Here is a 25,557-nt window from a genome sequence, read left to right on the forward strand (position 1 = left end):
AGAACAGGTTCTAGTTATACGTCACGGCTCGTCGCGGCGGGCGAGCTTGGGGGCACCAAGGCTGCGCCAGTCCGGTACGTCGGGCGGCAGGCCGACCGGATAGCGGTTCTCGTTGGCCGCCGCCCAGTGTGCGTGGCCGAGCTCGTGAATGTGAAATGCGTGTCGCAAGGCTTCGGTGAACCCCATCGCGTCGGCCGCCGCGTTGACGGAATCCTTCACCAGCAGCGCGGCCATGGTCGGCCGCTCAGCGATGCGCCGCGCGAACGCCAGCGTCTTGTCCTCGAGTTCTGCGCGCGGAAAAACCTTGGACACCATGCCAAGCCGATATGCTTCCTCCGCGTCAATCGAATCACCGGTCAGCAGAAGCTCTTTTGCTTTGCGCGCGCCGAATTCCCATGGATGCGCGTAATACTCAACGCCTGGCATCCCCATCCGTACGGCGACCACATCGCTGAACTTCGCATCGTCGGCGGCGACAATGAGGTCGCACGCCCAGATCAGCATCAGGGCCGCCGAGATCGCGTTGCCCTGCACCTGCGCGATGGTGATCTTGCGCAGATCACGCCAGCGCCGGGTGTTTTCGAAGAAGTAGTGCCACTCCTGTAGATACGTCCTCTCCGCAACGGCAGACCTTGTCGCGCCGTTGAGTTGGAACGTGGGATGCTGCCCCGGTCCGGGCTTGCGCTCGGCCAGTGCCTCCTCCGAACCGAGGTCGTGGCCTGCCGAGAAGTTCTTGCCGCGCGCGGCCAGGATCACCACACGCACCGTGTCGTCGGCTTCTGCGCGACCGAAGGCCTCATCGAGCTGCACCAACAGCGTTCGCGATTGCGCGTTCTGGGCGTCGGGCCGGTTCAGCCAGATCCGCGCGATCGTGCCGTCTTCCAGCGTCTCGTACGTCACCTGCTGGGGCGCGTCGCCGCCGATCTCCTCGGTGCTGGTCAGGTCAGGGCTTGCCACAGCGGACCACCTCGTTCGCTTAAAAACCATTGACGGCTTGCACATTACGGTGCCGGCGCAAGCGGTCGCGAAGTGGTGCCACAGCCACCTGACAGCAACTTTTCAGAATTGGCACAACCGCACCACTTTATTGACGTTGACCGGGCGTTTTCCCAGTCGGCAGCGTAAGGTCTCCGCTAGCAGATCCCCTCTGCCGCCACAACTTCGGGCGACAAACAAACAGCAAAACTACAGAAAGCGTGACGATGCCGACCTTCAAGCTTCCACTTCAACGACTGCTCCTTGCCGGCGGGTTCGCAGTCGCTATTACGGCCGCGCCTGCGGTCGCCGTCGTCGCCACGCCCACCCACGTGCCCACGATCGCGGCCTGCCCCGGCGGCGAGTCCGAGGACACGTTCACCGGTGAATGCACGCCGGATCTGGTGCCGAATTCCCCTGAGGTTGGCGTGACCTCGCCGGGCGGCCTCCCGGAGGTGGACAGCATTCCGTGCACCGGAGGCAATTCCGGCCAGTGCATCGGCTTGTCCGAAGAGGAGCAGGCAGAAGGCCCGCAGCCGGTGCCGCATTCGACCGTGAGCTCGAGCCCCTAGCGGACAATTCAAAAAGCCGGGGCGCGCAGAAGTGCCCCGGCTTTTTTGTTTGCGCCGCAGAGAGATTCCCAGCGAACACGGAGAATGTCTGCAGATTGCTTTCAGCATTCGTAGAATTCGACGATGACGAAAGATTCGATCACCACTCGACGCCTGTTGCTTGCCGGCGGATTCGCGTTCGCGGTTGCCCTCACGCCGGCCGTCGCAATCGCCGCGCATCCAACGGATTCCAGGCCGATAGCGCAATGCGACACCGGCGAAGAAGAAGACGTTTACACGGCTTCCTGCACGCCTTTCCTGGTGCCGAACTCACCCGAGGGATTCACCTCGACGGCAGCCAATCCCGACATTCCAGAAATCGAGGGCGTTCCGTGCACCGGCGGGCGCAGTTCAGGCGCCTGCATCGGCCTGGCCGAGAATGAGGCGGACGCGGGCCCTCAACCTGTGCCGCGCTCGACCATCGAAGCCAGCCCGTAAACACTGGCTGCTCGGCGAGCCGAGGGGTCGCACTCTCAGGGAACTCACGGAAGATCTGCAGGTTTCTCCCAGCTTCCATAGAATCCCCGACGAGATTGTCAATGACTACGTAAGGCGTGACGATGGCGACCCTTGAGCTTTCAGTACGACGACTGATCCTGGCCGGCGGATTCGCGGTCGCAGTAGCCGCGGCCCCGGCCATCGCCGTCGCGACCATTCCGAGCGCCTCGGTGCCGCTGGCGCAGTGCCCGTCGGGTGAAGAGGAAGACCTGTACACCGGCACCTGCGTCCCGCACACGGTGCCGAACTCGGGGGCAGTGTTCAGCAGCATCCCCGGCAATCCGGACCTGCCATCGGTCGCTGGCGTCCCCTGCACCGGCCACAACTCCGGCCAGTGCATCGGCCTGGCCGAGGAATCGGAGGACCTCGGGCCACAGCCGGTCCCGCGTTCGACCGTCAGTTCGAGCCCGTAGCGGACGGCGTCGACCCTTCCTGACCACGCGGTCGGTAAGGTTGTCATATGCCTGCGAAATCTGACCCCGCCGAGATCGGCGACGTGGAGCCGCTTGCCGACAGCACTGCACGCCAGGCCAGGCGCGTCGTCGCTGCATACGCGAACGACGCCGACGAATGCCGGATCTTTTTATCGATGCTCGGCATTGGACCGAAGCTCGAGGCTTAAGTGAGTCCGGGGGACCGCCAAGCGCACGGCCCCGGTGAGGCGGACTTCGTCGTGGTGGCCAACCGGCTACCCATCGACATGGAGCGGCTGCCCGATGGCAGCACGACGTGGAAGCGGAGCCCCGGTGGCCTCGTCACCGCGCTGGAGCCCCTGCTCCGCCGTCGCCGCGGCGCGTGGATCGGCTGGCCGGGTATACCGGATGCCGACGACGAACCGATCGAGCAGGATGACATGTACCTGTGCCCGGTCCGGTTGTCGGCCGACGAGGTGGCCGACTATTACGAGGGTTTTTCAAACGCCACCCTGTGGCCGCTGTACCACGACGTGATCGTCAAGCCGATCTACCACCGAGAGTGGTGGGACGCCTATGTCACGGTCAACCGGCGCTTCGCCGAGGCCACCGCCAAAGTGGCGGCCGAGGGCGCGACCGTGTGGGTGCAGGACTATCAGCTGCAGCTGGTCCCGAAAATGCTGCGGATGCTGCGGCCCGATCTGACCATCGGCTTCTTTCTGCATATTCCGTTCCCACCGGTCGAGCTGTTCATGCAGATGCCGTGGCGCACCGAGATCACCGAGGGCCTGCTCGGCGCCGACCTGGTCGGGTTCCACTTACCCGGCGGCGCACAGAATTTCATGATCCTGGCGCGCCGGCTTGTCGGGGCGAACACCTCACGCGGGACAGTCGGCGTGCGTTCCAAATTCGGCGAGATCGACGTCGGCTTCCGCACGGTCAAGGTCGGCGCCTTCCCGATCTCCATCGACTCGACGGCCCTGGACCAGCAGTCCCGCAGCCGCGCGATCCGGCAGCGCGCGCGAGAGATCCGCAGCGAGCTGGGCAACCCGCGCAAGATCCTGCTCGGTGTGGACCGGCTGGACTACACGAAGGGCATTGACGTTCGGCTGCGGGCGTTTTCGGAACTGCTCGCCGAACATCGGGCCAAGCGGGAAAACACGGTGCTCGTGCAGCTCGCGACGCCGAGCAGGGAGCGCGTCGAGAGCTACATCGAGATGCGCGAGGACATCGAACGGCAGGTCGGGCACATCAACGGCGAGTACGCCGAGGTCGGTCATCCCATCGTGCATTACCTGCATCGGCCGATCCCCCGCGAAGAATTGATCGCGTTCTTCGTGGCGGCCGACGTCATGCTGGTCACCCCGTTGCGCGACGGAATGAATCTGGTGGCCAAGGAGTATGTGGCCTGCCGCAGCGATCTGGGAGGTGCGCTGGTGCTCAGCGAATTCACCGGCGCCGCATCCGAACTCCGCCAGGCCTATCTCACCAACCCCCATCACCTCGAAGGTGTCAAGGATGCGATCGAGGCGGCGTTGAATCAGGCCCCTGAAGAGGGCAGGCGGCGCATGCGTGCCCTGCGCAGGCAGGTGCTGGCACACGACGTCGACCGATGGGCAAGGTCGTTCCTCGATGCTTTGGCTGGCACGAACGGCGAAGCCGCTAAATCGGAGTGATGTAGTTGATCAACCATTTGCCGTCGATGCGCTTGTATTCCACGCGCAATCGCACGCCGTCGTAGATCGGCCGCTCGCGACTCGACTTATCGGACACCGTCCGGTTGAGGTACACCATCACAGCTGCGGAGTTGCGCTGCGCGTCCATGACTCCGACGCCGACCACGTTGGCTTGGCTCACCACCTCCCGCTGCCGCGCCTGCGGGATGATGTCTGAATTCGCTCTGCTCTGGAACTCCTTGCGGTAGTCCGGAGTCAGCAGGTTGTAGGCGTCGGTGAGGCTGCGCTCCACGGTTTTGTAGTCGTAGTTGAACACGGCAGGAATCTGCTGTTGCGCAAGCGGTCCCAGCTCATCGCGGGCGGCTTGCTCACTACGCATTTCGACTCGTTGCCAATACATCGAACCGCCCACCGCGGCCAACCCCACGAATGCGGCGGTGAGTAGGCCGGCGACGATGCTCGCGAACCAGCGCATCAGTTCCCGCCGTTGGGGTACTTGAGGTCATATGCCGTCATGCGTCCGTCGTCGCCCTCATGCACGACGATGCGCAGTCGGTAGGGCTGCGACGGCCTGTTGTTTCCGTTCATGTCGCTCGCGGTGACGCGGGCGGACACGAGCACCGAGGCGTTGCCACTGATGCCGTCAACGCCTTCCAGCGCGGCGCCGTTGATCACCGCCTCCGAGCTACCACCGGTGTCCCGGAAAATCGCCTTCAGGTTCTCGACATTGTTGCTTCGGCCGAGCATGTCGCGCAGCGGCCCACTTGTGTTGTCGTACAACCTGTTAACGCTGTCATCGATGGTGTCCTGTTTGAAGCTGAACATGTTCACCACCGTCTGCGTGGCGGTGTCGATGAATCGCTGGTTGCGCGCCTGCGCGGCTTCCGCGTGGTTTCTCTGGACGACCATCACCGACACCGCAGTGGCCAGCAGAGCCGTTGCCACGAGTCCGACGCTCAGCGCAACGACCGCCACCATCCGACGATTTGCCGGTCGGCGTGCAGGCGCCGCGGGCCTGCCGGCCTTGCGAGCGCTGGTGGCGCTGGTTGAAACGGGCGCCTCGACGCGCACCGCTATTGTCTCGGCCGACTTTCCGTTCGCGGGACCAGCGGCCCTCGATGCGCGGCGGCGCGCAGCCTGCGGGGAACGTGTAGGACTGGACGTCATCACGTCTGCCTCGGATAAAGCATGAGATCTACCCAATTCTCTTGTGGCCGCATGTCAGAGGCACCTGCCGCGAACACCCCGGTACCGCCTGCCGGGTCGACGAACACACCGGTGTGCTGATCGTACGTGCCGTAAGCGGTTCCGCTGGCCAGCGGCGGGCTCACCGCCGACGGCGGCAGCTCAGCAGGCGCCGGCGGCGGTGGTGGGGCCGGAGCCGGCCCCGGTGGCGGTGCCACCGGGTTGTACGGACCCGGAAACATGAACGGCGGTTGCGGATTCGCCGGTGGCGGCCATGCATCCGGATACGGCGCAGGCGGTATCCATGCCGTCGCCGGGGGTGGGGGTCCATTGTCGTTCGGGGGCGGGATATACGGCCACGGTTGATGCGGCGCAGGCCCCGGACCTGGCTGGATCCCCGGCGGAATCAACCCCGGTGCCACCGGATAGCCCGGGTCGGGATCGGCTTCCGGCGGAATGTACGGGAACTTGTTCGGCGGCAGGATGTTGCGAGGGTCCGTAACCGGTGTACCCGTCGGAATCGGCGGCCCTCGCCACGGATTGCTGCCGATCGGGACGTATCCCTTCGGATCCCGGCAGAGCTGCACCGTTGGAGCCCGCTTACCGGGGAATTCCTGGCACGGGTAATTCCTCGCGCCGCGCACGACGCTCGGATCATTCTGGGGCACCTTGCAATACAGGTCCGTCGGCAACTCGCGCAACGTCGTGTCGCCCGGCGATCGAATATCCATCGGCGACAGGAACCCGACGTTGCACGGAGGGGGGTCGTTGATGGATATCTTGAAGTCCTGTTTGCCACCTTCGTCCGCGGGTAGCTGACCGCCGATGGTGATGAGAGCAGCCTGCAGGGCGGGGAAGATGACCAGCGCCTGTTCGATCGACCTGTTGTAGATGACACCGATGCGGCCGAGGTTGGCCAGGTTGGCTGCGAGCACCGGGAAGGACGGGCGAATGCCCTCGAACGTCTGACTGGCCTCATCGGCCGTCGACGGCGCGTTCGCCAGCACCGACCGCAGCTGAGGATCGGCGTTGGCCACCTCCGTCGTCAAGCGGGCAAGCCCGTCGGCGAAGGACCGGATGTCGTCGCCGCTACGGATCTGAGTGTCCAGGAACGGCCCGGCCTGGTCGATGAGCGCCGAGGTCTGCGGCCAGCTCGAGTTGGCCTCGTCGATCAACAACCGCGTCGATTGGATCAGCCGCGCGAGTTCAGGCCCAGAACCGTTGAACGCCTTGAACGTTTCTCGCAGCAGGTCCTGAAGACGCGTGTTGTTGAGGCTGCTCACCAATTGGTCTGCCTGGTGCAACAGGTCGGCTACGTCCTGCGGGAGCGCCGTCCGCTCCTTCGGGATCACGGAACCGTCACCCAGCACCGCCTGCGACGGATGCTCGGGCGGCACGAAGTCCACATACTGTTCGCCGACCGCAGAGACGCTCTTGACCGTCGCGGTCGAGTTCGCCGGGATTTTGACGTCGCTGTTGAGCCGCAACCGCGCGGCGACGCCATCGTCGGTCAGTGTCACGGACTCAACGCGTCCAGCCTGCACACCGCGGAAAGCGACGTTGGCGTTTTGATAGAGGCCACCGCCCGCGGCAAAGTTCGCCGTGACCTCATAGGCGCCAATTCCCAGCCGAGCCGGGACGCGCAGGTAGAACATCGCGATCGCCGCGACCGTGAGCACGGTCACGAGGGCGAAGATGACGAGTTGGATTCGCGCAGTTCGGTTCAGCATTACTTGGGTGGTACCTCCTGACCCGACGCGGTACCGGGCGGAATCTTGAACGGATCTGCGGCCTGCCCCGAGAGATTGGCCATCTCCCCGACCAGGAAGTCCGGCGGGCTGACGACTTCGTCGAGGTGCTTCATGTTCGGGTCCAGGCCCAACGACGTCGTGAAGATCGTCTCGCCCAGGCGGCGAAGGGTCAGGTCGAAAACTTCCCAGATGTTGAAGTAGTCGCCTCTTGCCACGCGCTTCAGGTTCTTACCAGGGAACGGGAAGGTCGCCAGGAAGTCCAGGGAGTCCACCAGCGCCGAGCGATTGTCGTTGACCGGCTTGATGACTGCGTACAGGTCCTTTGTTTCCGCGGCGAAATCAGTCTTCGTCTCCGAGAGGATGCGTGCCCCGACCGTGGCGAGCCTGCGCAGCCCGGCGAACGCGTCGACTATGTTGGCGCGGTTGTCGTTGAGCACCTTCAACGCTGCGGGAAGCGTGTCAAGGGTGCGGTTCAGGCTGTCCTTTTGGTTCGCGAGGATTCCGGCGAAACGGTTGAGACCTTCGGCCGCACTGATGATGTCGTCGGTCTGCCGATTCAACGACGCCGCCAGCTCGGCGAGCCGCGGAATCAGGTCAGCGAACTGGCCTTCACGTCCGGCCACCGCGGTCGAGACTTCTTGGGTGATGTCTTGCAGCGCACCAAGGTTGCCCTTGTTGACGACGACACCCAGCGCGGACAGCACTTCCTCGGTGGACGGGAAGCGGCCGCCGTGGCTCTCGGGGATCCGCGACCCGTCACGCAGCTCCCCAATCGCGGGCTGGCCCACGGGCGCCGACAGCTCGACGTGCTGCGAGCCCAATAGCGATGTCTGCCCGACTTGGGCGGTGGCGTTGGCCGGCAACTTGACGTTGTGTTCCAGCGAGAGTTTCACCGCCGCATAGAAAGTGCCATCCGCGCGCTGTACGGCCTCCACGCCCGACACACTGCCGACGGTGACGTCGTTGATGATCACCGGCGAGTTCTGCGGCAGGGTGGCCACATCCGGCAGCTCAACCGTGATCGAGTAGGCGCCTGCGCCATGGCCAACGGTGCCCGGCATGTTCAGCGAGTTCAGCCCGCCGAATTGGCAGCCGGCCAGCAGCATCACGCCGGAACCCATGGCCACGGTGCCGCGGGTAGCGCGGCCGACGTTGAGGCTCATCGACTTTCGCATCATCCGCCGCCTCCAGGGCCGACCGGTTGCATCGGTGGTACGGCGTCGGCCGGCACCGGCGCCTCCGCAGGGAGCGGACCGGCCGCAGCGGGCGCAGGCGCGTCCGGCGCTGGTCCTGGCGGCGGCACTACGGGACCCAACGTGTACGGCTGCGCCGGTGGCGGCGGGCCGGGAGTGGGATTCGGCGGCAGCAGCAACGAACTGACATCACCGCCCTCACCGGATCGGGGCGGATACCGTCCGTCTGACGGTATCCACTGCAGATACGGGATGTAGGTCTGCGCCTTGGCCTCGGTCGCTGGCGTGTCGTAGATGATCTGGCCCTTGTACGCGGTGATCGTGTTGATTCCGTGCGACATGATGGGCGGGTAGTTCATCATCAAGCGCCGCAGCACGGGGGCCATCCGTTGGCGACAGATTTCGGTTCGCTTGTAGTTGTCGGGCTGGCCTGCAGCGTCAAAGTCTGCGCAGATGAACTGCACCGGGTTGGTGAACTCCGGCAGGCTGAGCAGACCGTTCGCGGTGCCCTGGGCCGGGTTGTAGATGTTGTAGAAATTCGCCATCGCGTTCGGAAGGACATGCAGCAACTGCTCGATGTCCTCGCCCTGGTTCGACAGCAGGCTGGTGAAGTCGGTCAACTTGTTGACGCTGCTGATCAGGGTCTGATTGTGCTCGCCCAGGAAGCCGCGAATGTCTGACAGGGCCTGGTTGAGCGTGCCGAGGGTGTTGTTCAGCCCCTGCGAGCTTTCGGCAAGCACCTGCGACACCGACGCCAAATGCCCACTGAATTGCACGATTTGCTCGTTGCTGCGCGACAGTGCGTCGATCAGGATCTGCAGATTCTTGACCGTACCGAACAGGTCGGTGCGTGAGTCACCCAATCTCCCTGCGGTCTGGGACAACTCGCGCAGGGCTTTCCGGAACGAATCGCCGTTTCCGTCGAACGTGTCGGCCGCTTGGTCAATGAATGCGCCCAATGGACCTTGAACCTGGCCCGCCTGCGGTCCGAGCTGCTGGCTGAGTTGCGTCAGCTCGGTTTTGACTTCGTCCCATTCCACCGGAACAGCGGTGTGCTGCAGCCCGATGCTGCCGCCGTCCTTCATCGCCGCGCCGCCCTTGAATGCGGGGGTGAGCTGAATGAACCGGGCCGCAACGATATTCGGCGCAATGATGACCGCGCGGGCATCAGCGGGCAATTTGACGTCGTCCTGCACCCGCATCGTGATCTTGACTGCATCGGCTTCCGCCGAGATCGATTCGATCGAGCCGACGGGGACACCGACCACGCGGACATCGTCCCCGGGATACAGGCCGGTTGCCGACGTGAAATAGCCGACCACCCGGTATGTGCCGACTCGCGGCCACACCACGTACACGCCACCGATCAGTGCCACCACCAGCGCACCGATGACTCCATAACGCAACCAGCGGCTCATGGTGACTTCGGCCTTACTATCAACCGCTCGTCGATGAATCCGCGGATGAAATCGGCGAGGCTGTCTGGAACCTTGCCCGGTTGGAAGTAGAGGTCCAGCAACAGCTCCTGCTGAGAAATGTTCGGTACGGCGTTGGGCAGGTTGACGTTGAAGCCCGAACCGGAACCAACCGATTCGCCGAGGGCGGTGGCATACGGCGGCAACCGACGAATCGCCTGGCTGATGTGCTCGCGGCGCTCGAGGAGATTGTCGAGCACGAGGTTCAACTTCGTCAGAGCCGGACCGAACTCACGGCGGTTGTCGGCGACAAATCCCGAAATCTGGCGTGAGACATCGTCGATGCCTGCGATCAAGGTGCTCAACGCGGTACGGCGCTCGTCGAGCGCGGCGAATAGTTGATTGCCGTCAGTGACGAGCTGGTTCACCTGACCGGCCCGGTCGGCGAGCACCTTGGTCACCTTCTGAGCGTGGTCCAACAGCTGCCCCAATGCCTCATCGTTGGCATTGATGCTGCGGGACAACGACGCAACTCCGTCCAGTGTTCGACGCAGCTGCGGGGTCGCGTCGCGCAGGGATTCGGTCAACACGCTCAACGCCTGGTCCAACTGCCCCTTGTCGAGTTCGGCGGAATTCTGACCGAGATCCTGCAGCGCCATGTTCAGCGTGTAAGGAACTGTGGTGCGCCCCAGAGGAATTGATGTCACTGACCCGCCGCCTCGCGGTGTCACCGCTAGCGACCTCTCACCCAGCACGGTGTCGGTCTTGATCGAGGCTAGCGTCTGATCACCCACTCGGACCTTGCGGTTGACGGTGAACGTCACCTTTGCGACGTCGCCCGCGAGTTCGACCCCGGTCACCTTGCCGACCGCAATGCCGGAGACGTTGACGTCATTGCCCGGCGAAATGCCGCCGGCGTCGGCGAAGTAAGCCTCGTATTGCTTGCCCTGCGGATAGAAAGGCAGTGTGGTGTAACCGAACGCGACGATCAAGACACATATGACGATCACCAGTCCGAAGATGCCCGAGCGCAGTGTCTTATCCATTTTCCGAGCACCTCCCCTTCGACAGGTCCGGGACGCCGCCTATTGGCAGGAACACATCGCTGCCCGCTGGCCCGTTGAACTTCAGCGACACCGAGCAGATGTAGTAGTTGAAGTATGAGCCGTATGCGCCAAGGGAATTGAGCCGCAGGTAGTTCTCGGCGAGCGGTTCGATGACTTTGTTGATGTCTCCCTTGCGGTTGTCGAGCTCGGTTGCCAGCGGGCGAAGGTTTTCGAGTATGCCCTGCACCGGCCGGCGCGAGTTCACCAGGAGGTCGGTCAGGTCCGTTTCAGCGGATGCCAGGGGTGGAATGGCCCCGGCGATCGGGTCGCGGCCTTGGGCCAATCCACTTACCAGCTTCTGGAGCTGGTCCACGCTGGCATCGAACTGTGCGCTCTTCCCGTCGATGGTGCCGAGCACCTCATTGAGATTGTGGATCACCTCCGAGATCACCTGATAGCGATCGGCCAGAGATTGGCTGAATGTTCCAGTGTCGGACAGCAATTGCGACAACGCACCGCCTTGGCCCTGCAAGAGCTCGAGGATCGCATTGTTGATCTGGTTGATCTGCGTGCCGTTGAGGCCCTTGACCACCGGACGCAGCCCGCCGAGCAAGGCATCGAGATCCAGAGCGGGCTCGGTGTGGTCGATGCTGACCGTACCGCCAGGCGGCAACTTCCGAAGGTCACCGGGCCCCGACGTGACTTCCATGTAGCGGTCGCCAACCAGATTCTCGTATCGGATCGCCGTACGCGTCGACGTATACATCTGATACTTCTTGTTGACGGTGAACGCCACATCGACGGTGTTGTCGGGGTTCAGCTTCACGTCTTTGACACTGCCCACCGGTACGCCCGCGATGCGCACATCGTTGCCACTCTCCAACCGCGACGCGTCGGTGAAGGTGGCGTGGTAGGTGTTGGTGGAGGCGAACCGGAACTCGCCGAAGATCACCACCAAGGCAGCGGATACCAACAGCATGACCACTGCGAAGATGCTCACCTTGAGCAGGAGTGCTCGGTGGCCCATCAGAAATCGTCCCGCTCTGCGAATGCGCCATTGAACAGGAACTGCAACGTATTTGGCGCGTCGACCTGAACCTCCGTGAAGGGCTCGTACGGGATGTAGGCGTTGTCGGTGACCAGGAACGGTGCCCGGTACCAGGAGCCGCCGTACTGCTTGGTGGGGATGTCGGGCAGGCCGCGGCAGTTGGGACCGCCGGACGCGTTCACGATGGGCAGGCTCTCCGGGTAGGTGTACGACGGCACGCCGAGCACGAAGCTGGAACTCACCATTGCGCCGGGGTGCATGCCGCCGACAACCCGTTCTCCGCGCTGAGCGGCGATCTTGGTGCCCTGCAAGACACAACCGATCTCCGGCGAATAGTCGCCAAGCACCTTCAGCGGTGCCCGCAGTCGCTGGATCGCGGCGATGTAATCGTCTGCTCCCGGTTCGAGCGTGTCGGCTCCGACGTTCGCCAAACCGATTGTGGCGAGCAGCGTGGCGTTCAGGTCGTCCTGCTCATCGATGATCGTCTGATTGATCTTCGGCACGTTGTTGATCACAGTGACCAGATCCTGGCCCGCATCTCCGTAGATGTTGGCGACCTTCGCCGTCTGCGCGATATCCGACTCGAGCGTTGGCAGCTTTGGATTCACCTGCGCCAGAAACTGATTCAGCCCCGCAAGGCCGGCGCCGGCGTCGTCGCCATGGTTACGCAAGCCCTCGGCGATCGCCGTCAGGGTGGCGTTGAGGTGTATCGGGTCGATCTTGTGCAGCACGTCGGTCAGCGTCTGGAACAACGTGTTGGCTTCCAGCTGCACCGAGGAAGCCTGCACGTTGGCGCCAGGATGCAGCGGCGTGCGGTCCGGCTGCGGCGGTGCAATGAACTCCACCGACTTCGCGCCGAACACCGTGGTACTGCCGATGCGCACCAACGCGTTCGACGGGACATAACGCATTTGGTCGCGGTTGATCGCCAATGTCAACTTGGCCTGGTCACCGGTATACGCGATGTCTTCGACCTTGCCGATTTGGACACCGCGGTATTTGACCTTGGCCTCCTTGTCCATCACCAAACCGGCGCGCGGCGACGTCACGGTCACGGAGTCGGTGGGGGTGAAGGCGGCGGTATATGCCAGATAGGTGAACACGGTGAACGCCACGATGATCAACGCCAACACAGCGGCGGCGATTCTGATCGCGGCAGTCCTCGACACGACGTCTCCCCTTACCCCGAGAGGTTGAAGTTACCGGACGCGCCGTATACGGCGAGGGCGATGAACAAAGTGATGACGACCACGACGATGAGCGACGTCCGCACCGCCTGACCCACGGCGACGCCCACGCCGACGGGGCCACCCGACGCGTTGTAGCCGTAGTAGGTGTGCACCAGCATCACCGCGATCGACATCACGATGGCCTGGGCGAACGACCACAGTAGGTCTGTCGGTATCAGGAACGTATTGAAGTAGTGGTCGTAGAGGCCGGCGGATTGTCCGTTGACATAGACGGTGATCGCGCGGGCAGAGAAGAACGCCGCGAGCGTGGCCAGCGAGTACAACGGAATGATCGCCACCAGGCCGGCCATGATCCGAGTGGAAACCAGATAAGCCACCGAGTGCACGGCCATGGCCTCGACCGCATCGATCTCCTCGGCGATGCGCATCGCGCCGAGTTGGGCTGTGGTGCCGGCGCCGATCGTGGCGGCGAGCGCGATCCCCGCGATGATCGGGGCGACGATGCGTACGTTGAGGAAGGCGGACAGGAAGCCGGTCAGCGCCTCGATCCCGATGTTGCCCAGCGACTGGTAGCCCTGCACGGCGATGACCCCGCCAGAGGCGAGGGTCAGGAACGCCGCGACGCCCACTGTGCCGCCGATGAGTATCAATGCACCGGTGCCCAACGTCATCTCTGCGATCAGCCGCACGGTTTCCGTGCGGTATCGCCTCAGCGCCAGAGGTATGAATCGGACCGACGTCGAGTAGAACAGGGCCTGTTCACCGAAGCTGTCCACCGCGGCCGTCACCCGTCGAAGCGCCCGCCGCAACCGCAGCGTGACGTCGTAGCTCCCCAGCTCGCTCATCTGCCGAGGATCCGAATGCCGATTGCCGTCATGAGGACGTTGATCACGAACAGGCAGATGAACGCGTAGATGACCGTCTCGTTGACGGCTTCTCCGACACCCTTGGGTCCGCCTTTCACGGTCAGACCGCGGTAGCAGCCGACGAGCCCCGCCATGACACCGAACAGCAATGCCTTGAACTCAGAAATAACCAACTCGCCCAACCCGGTCAGGATGGTCAGGCCGTTGATGAACGCGCCGGGGTTCACGCCCTGTAACAGCACGGAGAATACGTAGCCGCCGCTCAGGCCGATCGCGATCACAAGACCGTTGAGAAGCAGTGCCACGAACGTCGAAGCCAGAACGCGAGGCACCACCAGGCGCTGGATCGGGTCGATACCCAGCACCCGCATCGCGTCGATTTCCTCGCGGATGGTGCGGGCACCCAGGTCGGCGCAGATCGCAGTCGCCCCCGCTCCGGCAACGACCAGCACGGTTGAGACCGGGCCCAGCTGCGTCACGGTGCCGAAAGCGGTACCCGATCCGGACAAGTCCGCGGCGCCGATCTCGCGCAACAAGATGTTGAGGGTGAAGGCGACCAGCACTGTGAACGGAATAGAGATCAGCAGCGTCGGAACGATCGAAACCCGCGCAATCATCCAGGTCTGATCGAGAAACTCACCGAATTGAAAGGGTCGACGAAAGATCGCCCGGAAGGTGTCGAGAGACATTTCCATGAACCCGCCGACGGCCCGAGCCGGAATGGCGAGTTGCTCCCTCAACCTCGGCTCCGTTTCTGGCGGGGCGCGGAAAGTGCGCCTTGGCGAAGAGTTCGAAACCACTCCCCGCGGCGGTTCTCCCACCCTTTTGTTAAGCGTTGCTCTTAGTGAGCCGGATCATACTAACTAGAACAAGTTCGCAGTGTCAAAGAACGGAAAAACTACTCTAAATCGTAACTTTTGTGCAGGTCAAAGCCACTGTGACCCAGGTCATTCTGTAACACGTTCTAGCTCTACACAAGGCCCTCAAAGAGAGAACGTCATTCTCCTTGAGCCATGAGGGCCGTTGCTGAGAAATTCCTTTCAGGATCACGGCCAGCAAAGTAATTCTGCAACGTTTCCGACAGCTTGGACGGGTCCCAAGCCTCGGAATCCGCACTGAAGCGGTGCTCTGCCGTCGGCGCCGCCACGAGGGTCACCGTAGGACCGTAGACGATGAACAGCTGTCCGTTGACGTCTCGCGACGCGGGCGACGCGAGGAACCGCACGAGGTTGACCACGTGCTCGGGCGACAGCGGGTCGATCTGCCCGTCGGCGAGTTCCGGGGAATCGCCGAAGACGTCGGCGGTCATCGCGGTGCGCGCGCGGGGCGCGATCGCGTTGGCCCGCACCCCGTAGCGCTCGAGCGCACGTGCCGCGGTCAGCGTCAGCGCGGTGATGCCTGCCTTGGCGGCACCATAATTCGCCTGGCCGACCGGTCCTGCCAGGCCGGCCTCCGAGGAGGTGTTGATGATGCGGCCGTAGACCTGTCCATCGTTTTCCTTGGCCTTGGCCCGCCAGTAGGTGGCCGCGTTGCGGGTCAACAGGAAGTGGCCGCGCAGATGCACTGCGATCACCGCATCCCAGTCTTCGTCGGACATGTTGAACAACATCCGGTCACGAGTGATCCCCGCATTGTTCACCACAATGCCGAGACCCCCGAGACCATCGGCGGTCTGCACCAATTCGTCGGCGGTCGACCGCTCGCTGATGTCGCCTGCGACAGCGACAGCCTTGGAGCCGGCAGCCGTGATCTCGTCGATGACGTCGGAGCGGTCCAACGCGCTCGCGATGTCGTTGACGACGATGGTGGCGCCCACCCGGGCAAGCCCGATGGCCTCGGCGCGGCCAAGCCCCGCCGCCGCGCCTGTGACCACCGCGACCAGTCCGGACAGATCGGTCGCGTCGTTCGAAACCGTCACTTTATGAATACCTCTAGTCTCTGCGGATCAGGGCAGCTCGTGGGCACTCGGCGATCGACTGCTCGGCCAGGTCCTCCTGGTCGGCAGGCACCGGGTCAGCCTTGACCACCGCATAGTCCTCGTCGTCGAGATCGAACAGGTCGGGGGCAATTCCGACGCAAACGGCGTTGCCCTCACAGCGGTCACGGTCCACTTCCACTCGCATGACAGTCTCCTTTCGGGGCCACGCGGCCCCTGCTGCTTTGCGCGCCAGTGTGGCACCGGCCTGGACCCCAAGACTAGAACGTGTTACAACCGGGAGTGAAGGCGGGCCGTATGACGGCTTTCTTAATACACCAGAAGTATCCAAGACGTGAGGACATGGCGATGCGGATCGGCTACACCCCGGAGCAGGAGGAGTTGCGCCGCGAGCTGCGGTCCTACTTCACCAAACTCATGACACCTGAGCGTGCCGAGGCGCTGTCCGCGGGCGATGGCGGCGAGATGGGCCGCGGCAACGTCTACCGCGAAACGGTCCAGCAGATGGGCAAGGACGGCTGGCTCACGCTGAACTGGCCCAAGGAGTACGGCGGCCAGGAGCGCACGCCGATGGAGAGCCTGATCTTCAATGACGAAGCCGCGATCGCGAATGTGCCGGTGCCGTTCCTGACCATCAACAGCGTCGCGCCGACGATCATGCATTTCGGCAGCGAGGAGCAGAAGAAGTTCTTCCTGCCCAAGATCGCCGCCGGTGAACTGCACTTCTCGATCGGCTACTCCGAACCTGGTGCGGGCACCGACCTCGCCGCGCTGCGCACCACCGCGGTGCGTGACGGCGACGACTACGTCATCAACGGCCAGAAGATGTGGACCAGCCTGATCGCCTACGCCGACTACGTGTGGCTGGCCGTGCGCACGAACCCGGAAGCCAAGAAGCATCGCGGCATTTCGATGCTGATCGTGCCGACCACCGCCGAGGGCTTCTCGTGGACGCCGGTGCACACGATGGCCGGCGTCGACACCAGCGCCACCTACTACCAGGACGTGCGGGTGCCCGTCACGAACCTCGTCGGCGAGGAGAACGCCGGCTGGAAGCTGGTGACCAACCAGCTCAACCACGAGCGCGTCGCACTCGTTTCTGCCCAGCCGATCTTCGTGGCGCTCAACGGCGTTCGCGAATGGGCGCAGAACACCAAGGACATCCACGGCAACCGGCTGATCGACTCCGAATGGGTGCAGCTGAATTTGGCAAGGGTGCACGCCAAGGCCGAGGTGCTCAAGCTGATCAACTGGGAGCTGGCGTCCTCTGCCGAGGCCTCCCCGTCTCCCGCGGACGCGTCGGCGGCCAAGGTGTACGGCACCGAGTTGGCCACCGAGGCCTACCGGCTGCTGATGGAGGTGCTCGGCACCGCGGGCACGCTTCGCACGAACTCCCCCGGCGCGCTGCTGCGTGGACGCGTCGAGCGCATGCATCGCAGCTGCCTGATCCTCACGTTCGGCGGCGGCACCAACGAGATTCAGCGCGACATCATCGGAATGGTGGCGCTCGGACTGCCCCGGGTCAATCGGTAAGGAAGATCATGGATTTCAAGACGACGGAAGCCGCGGACGATCTGGGCGGTCTGGCCCGCACCATCACCGATTCGGTGTGCACCAATGAGCATCAGCGCGAGCTCGACAAGCTCGACGAGCGCTTCGACCGCGACCTGTGGGGCAAGTTGATCGAGGCCGACATCCTGTCCGCAGCCGCGCCAGAGGCACTGGGCGGTGGCGGTTTTGGCGTGCTGGAGCAGGTGGCCGTGCTGGAGGCGCTTGGCCGTCAGCTTGCCGCGGTGCCCTATCTGGATTCGGTGGTGCTCGGCGCAGGCGCGCTGGCGAAGTTCGGCTCCGAGGCGCTGCAGCAGGAGTGGGCGACGCCCGCGGTCGCCGGCGAGAAGATCATCGCAGTGGCGCTTGACGGCGAGATGGGCGAAGGCCCGGTACGGGCTCAGGCTAGTGGCTCTGGCTATCGGTTGACGGGTTCGCGCACGCAGGTCGCCTTCGGGCCGGTCGCAGACGCGTTCCTGGTTCCGGCCGAAACCGATTCCGGGACAAAGGTTTTTCTGATCGGCGAGGCAGACGCGGGCGTGACGGTGACGAGCCTCGAAACCACCGGCCTCGGCAGCATCGGCCACCTCGAACTGCAGGGTGTCGAGACCGATCGGGTCGTCGGCGGCGAGGAGGTCATCGGCTGGCTGACCATCCACGGCGCGTTGGGTCGCAGCGCGTATCAACTCGGCGTGCTCGACCGGGCGCTGGAGCTGACGGCGTCCTACGCCCGTGAACGTGAGCAGTTCGACCGGCCAATCGGCAGTTTCCAGGCGGTGTCATCGCGGCTGGCCGATGACTACATCAACGTGAAGGCGCTGCGCCTGACGGTCACCCAGGCCGCGTGGCGGTTGTCGGAGGACTTACCCGCAGACATCGACGTCAATACGGCGGCGTTCTGGGCGGCCGACGCCGGTCACCGCGTGGCGCACACCACCGTGCACGTGCACGGCGGCGTCGGTATCGACCTGGACCATCCCGTGCACCGGTACTTCCTGGCGGCCAAGCAGACCGAGTTCGCCGTCGGCAGCGCGACGGGACAGTTGCTGCGCATCGGCCGTGAATTGGCCGATACGCCCGCTTAGCGTGGATCTTCCAACTGTCACCGGCCTGCTGACCCCGCTGGTCGAGGTCGACGATCGCGGCGTCTTCTTCGAGGACGACTTCACCAGCTGGCGCGACCACATCGCGCACGCGGCCGCGATCGCTGCCGCTTTGAAGGCGCGCCTGGACCCCGCACGACCGCCGCACGTCGGTGTCCTACTGCAGAACACGCCGTTCTTCTCCGCGGTGCTCGTCGCTGCGGCGCTGACGGGAATCGTCCCGGTGGGACTGAATCCGGTGCGACGCGGAGCGGCTCTGGCCCGTGACGTCACCCACGCGGATTGCCAAGTGGTGCTGGCTGATTCGGCGTCGGCAACCGGACTCGATGTCGACTACATCGATGTCGATTCGCCGGAGTGGGCGACAGAGGTGGCCGCCTACCGGGGCACACCCGTCGTCGCGTACGACGCAGATCCCGGCGACCTGTTCATGCTCATCTACACCTCGGGCACCAGCGGCGAGCCCAAAGCCGTGAAATGCAGCGAAGGCAAGGTCGCGATCGCGGGAGTGACGATGGCGCAGCGCTTCTCGCTCGGCCCCCAAGACGTGTGCTACGTCTCGATGCCGCTGTTTCATTCGAACGCGGTGCTCGTCGGCTGGGCGGTGGCGATCGCATGCGGTGGCTCACTTGTGTTGCGGCGCAAGTTCTCTGCGTCGCAGTTCATTCCCGATGTCCGCCACTACGGTGCGACGTATGCGAATTACGTCGGCAAACCGTTGTCGTACGTGCTCGCCACGCCCGAGCGTCCCGACGATGCGGACAACCCGCTGCGAGCGGTCTACGGCAACGAGGGCGCGCCTGCCGATGTGGAGCGGTTCGCCAAGCGGTTCGACACCCTGGTGATGGACGGGTTCGGGTCGACGGAGGGCGGCATCGCGATCGGCCGCACACCCGACACGCCGCCCGGCGCACTTGGCCCGTTACCGCCTGGGACCGAGATCATCGACGTCGAGACCGGTGAGCCGTGCCCGCCCGGCGTCACCGGCGAGCTGGTAAACGCTTCGGACGCAGGGCGTTTCGAGGGCTATTACAACGACCCCGATGCCGAGGCCGAGCGGATGCGCGGAGGCATGTACCACAGCGGGGACCTGGCGTACCGCGACGAGAACGGCTACGCGTACTTCGCGGGCAGGCTCGGCGACTGGATGCGCGTCGACGGCGAGAACCTCGGGTCCGCGCCGATCGAGCGAGTGCTGCTGCGCCACCCCGACGTGGTCGAGGTCGCGGTGTACGGTGTCCCCGCTCCTGACGTCGGCGATCAGGTGATGGCGGCGCTGGTGCTCACCGAGGATGCGGAGTTCGACCCCGACAAGTTCACGGCGTTTCTGGCCGAACAACCCGATCTCGGGCCTAAGCAATGGCCCTCGTTCGTGCGCGTCGGCGCGCAACTGCCGAGGACCGAGACGTTCAAGGTGATCAAGCGACAGTTGCAAGCGCAAGGCACCGACTGCCCCGACCCGGTGTATCCGATCAAGCGCTGACGCCGTTGTCGTAGCGCGGCGGTAGCCTGGCGATCGTGGGCTATCGGGAGTTTTCGCCCCCGACCGCGCTGCGCGACCTCGTCGAATGCGCGTGGGTGGTGGACGGCCCGCCCCAGGTGGTGCGTGTGCTTCCCGATGGCTGCATGGATTTGATTCGGATGGACGGCCGCATCATGGTCGCCGGACCCGATACCAGCGCGTCGGTCACCCCAAACGGTGGAGAGCCGTTCGTGGGCTTGCGGTTTCGTCCAGGCGTACTGCCCCGCTTACTCGGTGTGCCCGCCGCAGAGCTGCGCGACGACCGCGTGGCACTGACCGAGTTGCGCAGCGGGCTCCCCCGCCGTCGTTCTCTGGTTGATCTCGCGACGGAGCTCGCAGCTAACGAACCCCGCCCAGAGACCGCGCCCTGGTCGCTGTCGCTGCTGGGCCATGTGACCGAAAGGCTCGCCACGGGCTCAGCGGTCGCCGGCGTGGCCCGCGAGATCGGTTGGTCGAACCGAACCATGCAGCGCCAGTGCACATCTGTATACGGCTACGGTCCCGCAACACTGCGCCGCATCTTGCGATTCCGGCGCGCTGTGGTTCTGGCACGCGACGGGCTGCCGCCGACGGAGGTGGCCGCCAGGGCCGGGTATGCAGACCAGCCACACCTGTACCGCGAGGTGCGCGACCTTGCGGGAGTGCCGCTGGCCGAGTTGCGTCAGGAATCCAGTAGCGCGAACAGATCGACCCAATTGCCGTCGGGATCGGCGACAGTCGCATACCGCATTCCCCACGGCGCGTCATAGGGCGGCAACGGCCCGGCATGACCTGCGGCCGTGACCTTCTCGAACAACGCGTCGACTTCCGCCGGTGATCCGACCCCCAGCGCCAATGCCAGTCGGCTGTCCGAGGAAGTCGGCGCCCAACCCGGATGCATGCCGGCGATCGTGTTCTCAGTGTCGAGCGACAGCTTGTTTCCACCAGGTAGGTCAACCGCTACGTGCGGGGTTTCGCCATCCGGTATGCGCAGGCCCAGCAGGCGGTAGAAGTCAATCGATCGCTCGAGGTCCGACGCGAAGACTTGGAACACGGCCGAATTCAGGTGTATGTCCATGTCCAGCACGCTAGGTTGCGGCCTGCGGCGCTGTCGTGAACAAATCGGACACGAACGGTGCGCACTCGCCGACCCTTGCTAGGTAGTTCGCAGGGGAAGAATAAGTAGATCTACTCTGCCTGCATATGGGCGATTTTGCACTACGCTTCGCTACGGCACATCCGCCGAATCCGTTTGCCGTCACGGCGACCGGCGAGCACAGATCGACAGGAGTAATTAGTGAAACGCACAGCAATCACTGGGACCGTCGCGATAGCCGCGACGCTCGCCGTCCTGCTGTCCGGTTGCGGCTCTGACACGAAGACTGCACCCAGCACATCCACCTCTTCGAAGACCTCCACCAGTTCCTCGACGAGCAAGAAGGCCGCCCCGTCGTCGAAACCCAAGGTGGCCCCGCGCGATGAGGACGCAAAGGGACCGAACCCGACCATCGCCAGCTACATCGCGGAGAACAACATCCAGGAGACCCCGGTCAAGCGCGGCGATCCCGGTTCGCCCACCATCGATCTGCCGGTTCCCGACGGCTGGGAGCCCGCCGGTGAGGACACGCCCGATTGGGCATACGGCGCAATCGTTTACACCGGACCTGACGCCGGCGACTACACACCGAGCATCGTCGCCCTGGTTTCAAAACTGACCGGCAACGTCGATCCCCAGAAGATCATCGACCTGGCTCCCGGTGAGCTCAACAACCTGCCCGGTTGGAAGGCGATGAACGAGGGCGAGACGAGCACACTTGGCGAGTACCCGGCCTTCCAGCTCGGTGGCACCTGGACCCAGGACGGCCAGACGAAGATCGTCGCGCAGAAGACGGTCGTGATCCCAGGCAGCGACGGCCTTTACGTCCTGCAGCTCAACGCCGACGGTCTGGAAGACCAGAAGGAAATCATCGGCGCGGCAACCGATGTGATCGACACGGACACCACGATCACGCCCTGACCGACTGCGACGCAACGCCGCCGGAGATCTGCATTCCGGCGGCGTTTGCGTTATGCCAGACCGCTCAGAGCAGCAGCCAAATCGGTTGGCCGCGAGTAGAACGGCGAATGGCCGCCTGGCAGTTCAACGATTTCGGCCTTGAGCCAGTCCCGCGCGATCCGCCTCGACCACGGCGGATTGACCATGCGGTCCTGTTCGCACACTATGTATTTGGTGTCGACGGCGGGATACGCGGGCAACGAACACGGCACCTTGTACGGCTCCATGGATTGCGGACGAAGCCGAACGAAAGCGGCCGAAGCCGTCGCTTCGTCGCAATCACCGAAAACGTGAGAGTGCGCCAGTTTCTGGTCTATCCAGTTGCGACGACCTTCGGCATCCTTCACGCCCAACCCACTCGGATAGTCGCGGTTGAGCATTTCCGGTTCGTCGATCATCTGCTGCGCGAACGCCCGGCCAGGAATCGGTGGTACGCCGCACACATAGACCAGACGTCGCAACGGCCTGCGCGCAGCGACGAGTGGGATCGTTTGTCCGCCCATTGAATGACCGACAAGAACCAGATCATCGCCGCGGACGTCTCTGATTGCGGCACAGACGATGTCGGCGTAGTCGTCGAACGTTGCTGCACTGTCGTCTACCGGTAGGTCCATCACGATCACTCGATGACCTTGTGCTTCGAGTTCGGGTACCAGGCTTTCCCAACACCACGGGCCGAGCCACGCCCCGTGCACCAACGCAAAAGTCGCCATCATCCCCCCTCAGGGGACTCTAGCTAACCCTCCCGGATGTCGTCGAGCTTGCGAGTAGCTTGCTCGAAGCCGGCTACGAGCTCGGCGATGATGTCGGCGACGGGCCGGATCTCGTTCATCCGGCCGACGATCTGGCCGACAGGCATCGCGACGGTGTCGGGATTGTCGGACTCGTTCATCCGCTGATGGGCCTCACTGACGAGGATGTTCTGCAGCGGCATCGGCAGCGGCTCCGGCGCATCGCGTTCGTCCCACGCGTCAGTCCAGCGAGTCTTGAGCAGCCGGGCCGGCTTGCCCGTGTAGATGCGGCGGCGGACCGTATCGCTGGAGTTGGCCCGTAGCAGCGCTTCCTGAATCGTCGAAACGCCGCCCGGTTTACGGTTACCGAGGTCGTACTCCGCCGACGTCAGGAACGCCGAACCCATCCAAACACCTTGTGCGCCAAGGGCTAACGCCGCGGCCACCTGCCTGCCGGTGCCGATGCCTCCGGCCGCCAGCGCCGGCGCCTTACCGTCGAGAGCGTCGACGATCTCCGGCCACAACACCATCGACCCGATCTCACCGGTGTGTCCACCGGCCTCATGGCCCTGCGCGACAACGATGTCAACACCGTTGTCGACATGGCGCTGCGCGTGTTTGGCGCTGCCGGCCAGCGCCGCCACTGGAACACCGGCCTCGTGGGCCTGGTCGATGACGTCGCGCGGCGGTGAGCCAAGCGCGTTCGCGATCAGCTTGATCGGATGCTTGAGGGCCACCTCGACGTGCGAGCGCGCCACCGAGTGCAACCACCCGAGTACACCCTCGTTGCGCTCCCCCTCGTCGGGCAGCGGCGGAACACCAAGATCGGCAAGGGTTTTGGCGACGAAGTCACGATGGCTCTGTGGAATCAGCTTGTCGATGTCGACTGCCGAGCCTTCTTGCGGCACCTTGGCGGGCATGACGATGTCGACGCCGTACGGTTTGCCGTCGGTGTTCTCGTCCATCCAGCACAGCACGTTCTCGAGATCGTCGGCATCGTTGAACCGCACACACCCGAGCACGCCGAGTCCACCGGCCTTGCTGACAGCAGCGGCAACCTTTTCCGATGGTGTGAAAACGAAGATCGGATAGTCGATGCCGAAGCGGTCACACAGCTCGGTGCGCATCAGCTCGACGACCCCACGTGGTTGGCGTGCGCATCGTCGGCCGGCCGCTCCTCGGTCTGGTCTTTCGCCCATCGGTAATCGGGCTTCCCGGCCGGGGTCCGCTGGATCCCGTCGACCCACCAAACCTTGCGCGGCACCTTGTATCCCGCGATCTCGTTGCGCACGAAGGCGTCGAGTTCGGCAAGCGTCGGGTTGGTGCCGGGCCTGCGATGCACGACGGCGGCGACGCAGTTGCCGTACCGCTCGTCGGGAACGCCAACCACGAGCGCGTCGAAAACGTCGGGATGGCCCTTGAGCGCGGCCTCGACCTCTTCGGGGTAAATCTTCTCGCCGCCGCTGTTGATGGACTGCGAGCCGCGACCGAGCATCGTCACCGATCCGTCTTCCTCGACCTCTGCGTAGTCGCCGGGGATCGCGTAGCGGATGCCGTTGAAGGTCTTGAAGGTTTCGGCGGTCTTTTTCTCGTCCTTGTAATAGCCGACCGGGATGTTGCCCTTCTTCGCGATCATCCCGCGCACTCCGGAGCCCGGCTTGACCTCGTTGCCGTTCTCGTCGAGGACGACGGTGCGGTGATCGATGGTGACGCGCGGCCCGCCGGTGTGCGACTGCCCCTTGACGACGATGTTGGTACCGCCGAACCCGGTTTCCGACGAACCGATCGAGTCCGTGATGACCCGGTTGGGCAGCAGTTCGAGGAATTTCTCCTTGATGCTGGTCGAGAACAACGCGGCCGTGCTGGCCAGCAGGAACAGGCTCGACAAGTCCGGCTCGTGGCCACCGTCGTGCAGCTTGGTCAGCGCATCGAGCAGCGGGCGCGCCATCGCGTCACCGGTGAAGAACAGCAGGTTGACCTTGTACTTCTCGATCGTCCGCCACACGTCGTCGGCGTCGAATTCCGGTGCAAGAACAGTGGTTTGGCCCGAGAACAGCGACATCCACGTGGCCGACTGCGTGGCACCGTGGATCATCGGCGGAATCGGGTAGCGGATCATCGGCGGGTTCTCCGCTGCGGCCTTGGCCAGGTCGTACTCGTCCTTGACGAACTCGCCCGTCGCAAAGTCGGTGCCGCCGAACAACACTCGGTAGATGTCCTCGTGGCGCCACATCACGCCCTTGGGGAAACCGGTCGTGCCGCCCGTGTAGAGCAGATAGATGTCGTCGGCGCTGCGTTCACCGAAATCACGCTCGGCTGAGGCCTGCTCGAGTGCGGAGTAGAACTCGATGCCGCCGTAGCGGGCGAAGTCGTCATCGCTGCCGTCCTCGACGACCAGGATGGTCTTGACGTTCGGCGTCTCCGGCAACACGTTGGCGACCCGGTCGGAGTAGCGGCGCTCGTGTACCAACGCGACCATGTCGGAGTTCTCGAACAGGTACTTCAACTCGCCCTCGACGTAGCGGAAGTTGACGTTGACCAGGATGGCGCCGGCCTTCACGATGCCGAGCATCGCGATCACGATTTCGATGCGGTTGCGGCAGTACAGGCCGACCTTGTCGTCCTTCTTCACGCCCTGGTCGAGGAGGTAGTGAGCAAGGCGGTTGGCCTTCTCCTCCAACTCGGCGTAGGTGATCTGCTCGTCACCGCAGATCAGGGCAACACGGTCAGGCACAGCGTCGATGGCGTGCTCGGCGAGATCGGCAATGTTCAGGGCCACGAGACCTAAACTAGAACGTGTTACATTTTCATTCAA

Annotated in this window: 27 protein-coding genes; 10 read left to right on the forward strand and 17 right to left on the reverse strand. The window is 64.1% G+C overall.

Features of this window, described 5'->3' with window-relative positions; all coding sequences use genetic code 11:
• Positions 1-21 precede the first annotated feature (21 nt).
• Entirely contained in the window at positions 22-987 is a 966-nt protein-coding gene (locus GGC64_RS19985) for an enoyl-CoA hydratase (protein WP_225952104.1), read from the reverse strand.
• Positions 988-1,202: 215 nt separating this feature from the next.
• Between GGC64_RS19985 and GGC64_RS19990 the strand changes: the two genes are divergently transcribed.
• The 5 genes from GGC64_RS19990 to GGC64_RS20010 all read left to right on the forward strand — a co-directional run bounded on the left by GGC64_RS19990 (position 1,203) and on the right by GGC64_RS20010 (position 4,173).
• On the forward strand, positions 1,203-1,547 hold the full coding sequence (locus tag GGC64_RS19990; protein WP_192725193.1) for an intersectin-EH binding protein Ibp1: 345 nt from the start codon (positions 1,203-1,205) through the stop codon (positions 1,545-1,547).
• Positions 1,548-1,670: 123 nt separating this feature from the next.
• Positions 1,671-2,024: an intersectin-EH binding protein Ibp1 gene (locus GGC64_RS19995; RefSeq protein ID WP_192724285.1), complete on the forward strand. Its 354-nt coding sequence runs from the start codon at positions 1,671-1,673 to the stop codon at positions 2,022-2,024.
• 122 nt (positions 2,025-2,146) lie between these two features.
• Positions 2,147-2,497, forward strand: a complete 351-nt coding sequence (locus GGC64_RS20000) for an intersectin-EH binding protein Ibp1 (RefSeq protein WP_192724286.1) — start codon at positions 2,147-2,149, stop codon at positions 2,495-2,497.
• A gap of 47 nt (positions 2,498-2,544) precedes the next feature.
• On the forward strand, positions 2,545-2,706 hold the full coding sequence (locus GGC64_RS20005) for a hypothetical protein (RefSeq protein WP_192724287.1): 162 nt from the start codon (positions 2,545-2,547) through the stop codon (positions 2,704-2,706).
• A complete protein-coding gene (locus GGC64_RS20010; protein ID WP_192724288.1) occupies positions 2,707-4,173 on the forward strand; it encodes a trehalose-6-phosphate synthase in 1,467 nt (488 codons plus the stop codon). It abuts the gene before it with no gap.
• On the opposite strand, the gene GGC64_RS20015 is transcribed toward GGC64_RS20010, so the two are convergent.
• The 12 genes from GGC64_RS20015 to GGC64_RS20070 all read right to left on the reverse strand — a co-directional run bounded on the left by GGC64_RS20015 (position 4,160) and on the right by GGC64_RS20070 (position 15,990).
• The gene (locus GGC64_RS20015; protein WP_192724289.1) at positions 4,160-4,648 is read right to left on the reverse strand and encodes a mammalian cell entry protein; all 489 of its coding nucleotides are present in this window, start codon (positions 4,646-4,648) and stop codon (positions 4,160-4,162) included. The genes GGC64_RS20010 and GGC64_RS20015 overlap by 14 nt on opposite strands.
• Positions 4,648-5,340, reverse strand: coding sequence for a mammalian cell entry protein (locus tag GGC64_RS20020; RefSeq protein WP_192724290.1), 693 nt, complete (start codon positions 5,338-5,340; stop codon positions 4,648-4,650). Before GGC64_RS20020 ends, GGC64_RS20015 begins: the two co-directional genes overlap by 1 nt.
• Positions 5,340-7,088 (reverse strand): virulence factor Mce family protein, encoded by a 1,749-nt coding sequence (locus GGC64_RS20025; protein ID WP_192724291.1) that lies wholly within the window; start codon positions 7,086-7,088, stop codon positions 5,340-5,342. Before GGC64_RS20025 ends, GGC64_RS20020 begins: the two co-directional genes overlap by 1 nt.
• A complete protein-coding gene (locus GGC64_RS20030) occupies positions 7,088-8,272 on the reverse strand; it encodes an MCE family protein (protein WP_225952105.1) in 1,185 nt (394 codons plus the stop codon). Before GGC64_RS20030 ends, GGC64_RS20025 begins: the two co-directional genes overlap by 1 nt.
• Before the next feature lie 11 nt (positions 8,273-8,283).
• Positions 8,284-9,720, reverse strand: coding sequence for a virulence factor Mce family protein (locus GGC64_RS20035; protein WP_192724292.1), 1,437 nt, complete (start codon positions 9,718-9,720; stop codon positions 8,284-8,286).
• Positions 9,717-10,763: a virulence factor Mce family protein gene (locus GGC64_RS20040; RefSeq protein ID WP_192724293.1), complete on the reverse strand. Its 1,047-nt coding sequence runs from the start codon at positions 10,761-10,763 to the stop codon at positions 9,717-9,719. The genes GGC64_RS20035 and GGC64_RS20040 overlap by 4 nt, the downstream gene beginning before the upstream one ends.
• A complete protein-coding gene (locus GGC64_RS20045) occupies positions 10,756-11,790 on the reverse strand; it encodes an MCE family protein (RefSeq protein ID WP_192724294.1) in 1,035 nt (344 codons plus the stop codon). Before GGC64_RS20045 ends, GGC64_RS20040 begins: the two co-directional genes overlap by 8 nt.
• Positions 11,790-12,980, reverse strand: coding sequence for an MCE family protein (locus tag GGC64_RS20050; protein WP_192724295.1), 1,191 nt, complete (start codon positions 12,978-12,980; stop codon positions 11,790-11,792). Before GGC64_RS20050 ends, GGC64_RS20045 begins: the two co-directional genes overlap by 1 nt.
• Before the next feature lie 11 nt (positions 12,981-12,991).
• On the reverse strand, positions 12,992-13,846 hold the full coding sequence (locus tag GGC64_RS20055; protein WP_192724296.1) for an ABC transporter permease: 855 nt from the start codon (positions 13,844-13,846) through the stop codon (positions 12,992-12,994).
• On the reverse strand, positions 13,843-14,607 hold the full coding sequence (locus GGC64_RS20060) for an ABC transporter permease (protein WP_192724297.1): 765 nt from the start codon (positions 14,605-14,607) through the stop codon (positions 13,843-13,845). Before GGC64_RS20060 ends, GGC64_RS20055 begins: the two co-directional genes overlap by 4 nt.
• 257 nt (positions 14,608-14,864) lie before the next feature.
• Positions 14,865-15,794: a 3-oxoacyl-ACP reductase gene (locus tag GGC64_RS20065; RefSeq protein ID WP_370582297.1), complete on the reverse strand. Its 930-nt coding sequence runs from the start codon at positions 15,792-15,794 to the stop codon at positions 14,865-14,867.
• A 4-nt stretch (positions 15,795-15,798) separates the two neighbouring features.
• Positions 15,799-15,990 (reverse strand): ferredoxin, encoded by a 192-nt coding sequence (locus tag GGC64_RS20070; RefSeq protein ID WP_015309489.1) that lies wholly within the window; start codon positions 15,988-15,990, stop codon positions 15,799-15,801.
• A gap of 161 nt (positions 15,991-16,151) precedes the next feature.
• On the opposite strand from GGC64_RS20070, the gene GGC64_RS20075 reads away from it, so the two are divergent.
• The 4 genes from GGC64_RS20075 to GGC64_RS20090 are packed head-to-tail and all read left to right on the forward strand — an operon-like array spanning position 16,152 to position 20,725.
• Positions 16,152-17,336 carry an acyl-CoA dehydrogenase gene (locus tag GGC64_RS20075; RefSeq protein WP_192725195.1) on the forward strand — a complete coding sequence of 395 codons (1,185 nt, stop codon included), beginning with the start codon at positions 16,152-16,154 and terminating at the stop codon, positions 17,334-17,336.
• An 8-nt stretch (positions 17,337-17,344) separates the two neighbouring features.
• The gene (locus tag GGC64_RS20080) at positions 17,345-18,436 is read left to right on the forward strand and encodes an acyl-CoA dehydrogenase family protein (RefSeq protein WP_192724299.1); all 1,092 of its coding nucleotides are present in this window, start codon (positions 17,345-17,347) and stop codon (positions 18,434-18,436) included.
• Between the two features lies 1 nt (position 18,437).
• Entirely contained in the window at positions 18,438-19,937 is a 1,500-nt protein-coding gene (gene fadD17 / locus GGC64_RS20085; RefSeq protein WP_370582206.1) for a long-chain-fatty-acid--CoA ligase FadD17, read from the forward strand.
• A gap of 35 nt (positions 19,938-19,972) precedes the next feature.
• Entirely contained in the window at positions 19,973-20,725 is a 753-nt protein-coding gene (locus GGC64_RS20090; RefSeq protein ID WP_192724300.1) for a helix-turn-helix domain-containing protein, read from the forward strand.
• Here the strand turns inward: GGC64_RS20090 and GGC64_RS20095 are convergent.
• Entirely contained in the window at positions 20,638-21,033 is a 396-nt protein-coding gene (locus GGC64_RS20095; protein ID WP_192724301.1) for a VOC family protein, read from the reverse strand. The two genes, GGC64_RS20090 and GGC64_RS20095, sit on opposite strands and share 88 nt — an antisense overlap.
• Before the next feature lie 219 nt (positions 21,034-21,252).
• On the opposite strand from GGC64_RS20095, the gene GGC64_RS20100 reads away from it, so the two are divergent.
• Positions 21,253-21,972 carry an LpqN/LpqT family lipoprotein gene (locus GGC64_RS20100; protein ID WP_192724302.1) on the forward strand — a complete coding sequence of 240 codons (720 nt, stop codon included), beginning with the start codon at positions 21,253-21,255 and terminating at the stop codon, positions 21,970-21,972.
• Between the two features lie 50 nt (positions 21,973-22,022).
• Here GGC64_RS20100 and GGC64_RS20105 read toward each other — a convergent pair whose 3' ends face one another.
• From GGC64_RS20105 to GGC64_RS20115, 3 genes are read right to left on the reverse strand one after another with little or no spacing between them, the layout of a single operon-like run.
• Complete coding sequence (locus GGC64_RS20105; RefSeq protein ID WP_192724303.1) at positions 22,023-22,724, reverse strand: alpha/beta fold hydrolase; 702 nt, start codon at positions 22,722-22,724, stop codon at positions 22,023-22,025.
• 23 nt (positions 22,725-22,747) lie between these two features.
• Entirely contained in the window at positions 22,748-23,869 is a 1,122-nt protein-coding gene (locus GGC64_RS20110; protein WP_192724304.1) for a nitronate monooxygenase family protein, read from the reverse strand.
• Complete coding sequence (locus tag GGC64_RS20115; protein ID WP_192724305.1) at positions 23,869-25,521, reverse strand: acyl-CoA synthetase; 1,653 nt, start codon at positions 25,519-25,521, stop codon at positions 23,869-23,871. Before GGC64_RS20115 ends, GGC64_RS20110 begins: the two co-directional genes overlap by 1 nt.
• Between the last annotated feature and the right edge of the window lie 36 nt (positions 25,522-25,557).

Origin of the sequence: Mycobacterium sp. OAS707 (assembly GCF_014873705.1) — a bacterium.
Lineage (GTDB): Bacteria > Actinomycetota > Actinomycetes > Mycobacteriales > Mycobacteriaceae > Mycobacterium.

Excerpts from the sequence above, each read along its gene's own strand:
- GGC64_RS19985 (WP_225952104.1), bottom strand. The coding sequence starts at position 987 with ATGGTTTTTAAGCGAACGAGGTGGTCCGCTGTGGCAAGCCCTGACCTG.
- GGC64_RS19990 (WP_192725193.1), top strand. The coding sequence starts at position 1,203 with ATGCCGACCTTCAAGCTTCCACTTCAACGACTGCTCCTTGCCGGCGGG.
- GGC64_RS19995 (WP_192724285.1), top strand. The coding sequence starts at position 1,671 with ATGACGAAAGATTCGATCACCACTCGACGCCTGTTGCTTGCCGGCGGA.
- GGC64_RS20000 (WP_192724286.1), top strand. The coding sequence starts at position 2,147 with ATGGCGACCCTTGAGCTTTCAGTACGACGACTGATCCTGGCCGGCGGA.
- GGC64_RS20005 (WP_192724287.1), top strand. The coding sequence starts at position 2,545 with ATGCCTGCGAAATCTGACCCCGCCGAGATCGGCGACGTGGAGCCGCTT.
- GGC64_RS20015 (WP_192724289.1), bottom strand. The coding sequence starts at position 4,648 with ATGCGCTGGTTCGCGAGCATCGTCGCCGGCCTACTCACCGCCGCATTC.
- GGC64_RS20020 (WP_192724290.1), bottom strand. The coding sequence starts at position 5,340 with ATGACGTCCAGTCCTACACGTTCCCCGCAGGCTGCGCGCCGCCGCGCA.
- GGC64_RS20025 (WP_192724291.1), bottom strand. The coding sequence starts at position 7,088 with ATGCTGAACCGAACTGCGCGAATCCAACTCGTCATCTTCGCCCTCGTG.
- GGC64_RS20030 (WP_225952105.1), bottom strand. The coding sequence starts at position 8,272 with ATGAGCCTCAACGTCGGCCGCGCTACCCGCGGCACCGTGGCCATGGGT.
- GGC64_RS20035 (WP_192724292.1), bottom strand. The coding sequence starts at position 9,720 with ATGAGCCGCTGGTTGCGTTATGGAGTCATCGGTGCGCTGGTGGTGGCA.
- GGC64_RS20040 (WP_192724293.1), bottom strand. The coding sequence starts at position 10,763 with ATGGATAAGACACTGCGCTCGGGCATCTTCGGACTGGTGATCGTCATA.
- GGC64_RS20045 (WP_192724294.1), bottom strand. The coding sequence starts at position 11,790 with ATGGGCCACCGAGCACTCCTGCTCAAGGTGAGCATCTTCGCAGTGGTC.
- GGC64_RS20055 (WP_192724296.1), bottom strand. The coding sequence starts at position 13,846 with ATGAGCGAGCTGGGGAGCTACGACGTCACGCTGCGGTTGCGGCGGGCG.
- GGC64_RS20070 (WP_015309489.1), bottom strand. The coding sequence starts at position 15,990 with ATGCGAGTGGAAGTGGACCGTGACCGCTGTGAGGGCAACGCCGTTTGC.
- GGC64_RS20075 (WP_192725195.1), top strand. The coding sequence starts at position 16,152 with ATGCGGATCGGCTACACCCCGGAGCAGGAGGAGTTGCGCCGCGAGCTG.
- GGC64_RS20080 (WP_192724299.1), top strand. The coding sequence starts at position 17,345 with ATGGATTTCAAGACGACGGAAGCCGCGGACGATCTGGGCGGTCTGGCC.
- GGC64_RS20095 (WP_192724301.1), bottom strand. The coding sequence starts at position 21,033 with ATGGACATACACCTGAATTCGGCCGTGTTCCAAGTCTTCGCGTCGGAC.
- GGC64_RS20105 (WP_192724303.1), bottom strand. The coding sequence starts at position 22,724 with ATGGCGACTTTTGCGTTGGTGCACGGGGCGTGGCTCGGCCCGTGGTGT.
- GGC64_RS20110 (WP_192724304.1), bottom strand. The coding sequence starts at position 23,869 with ATGCGCACCGAGCTGTGTGACCGCTTCGGCATCGACTATCCGATCTTC.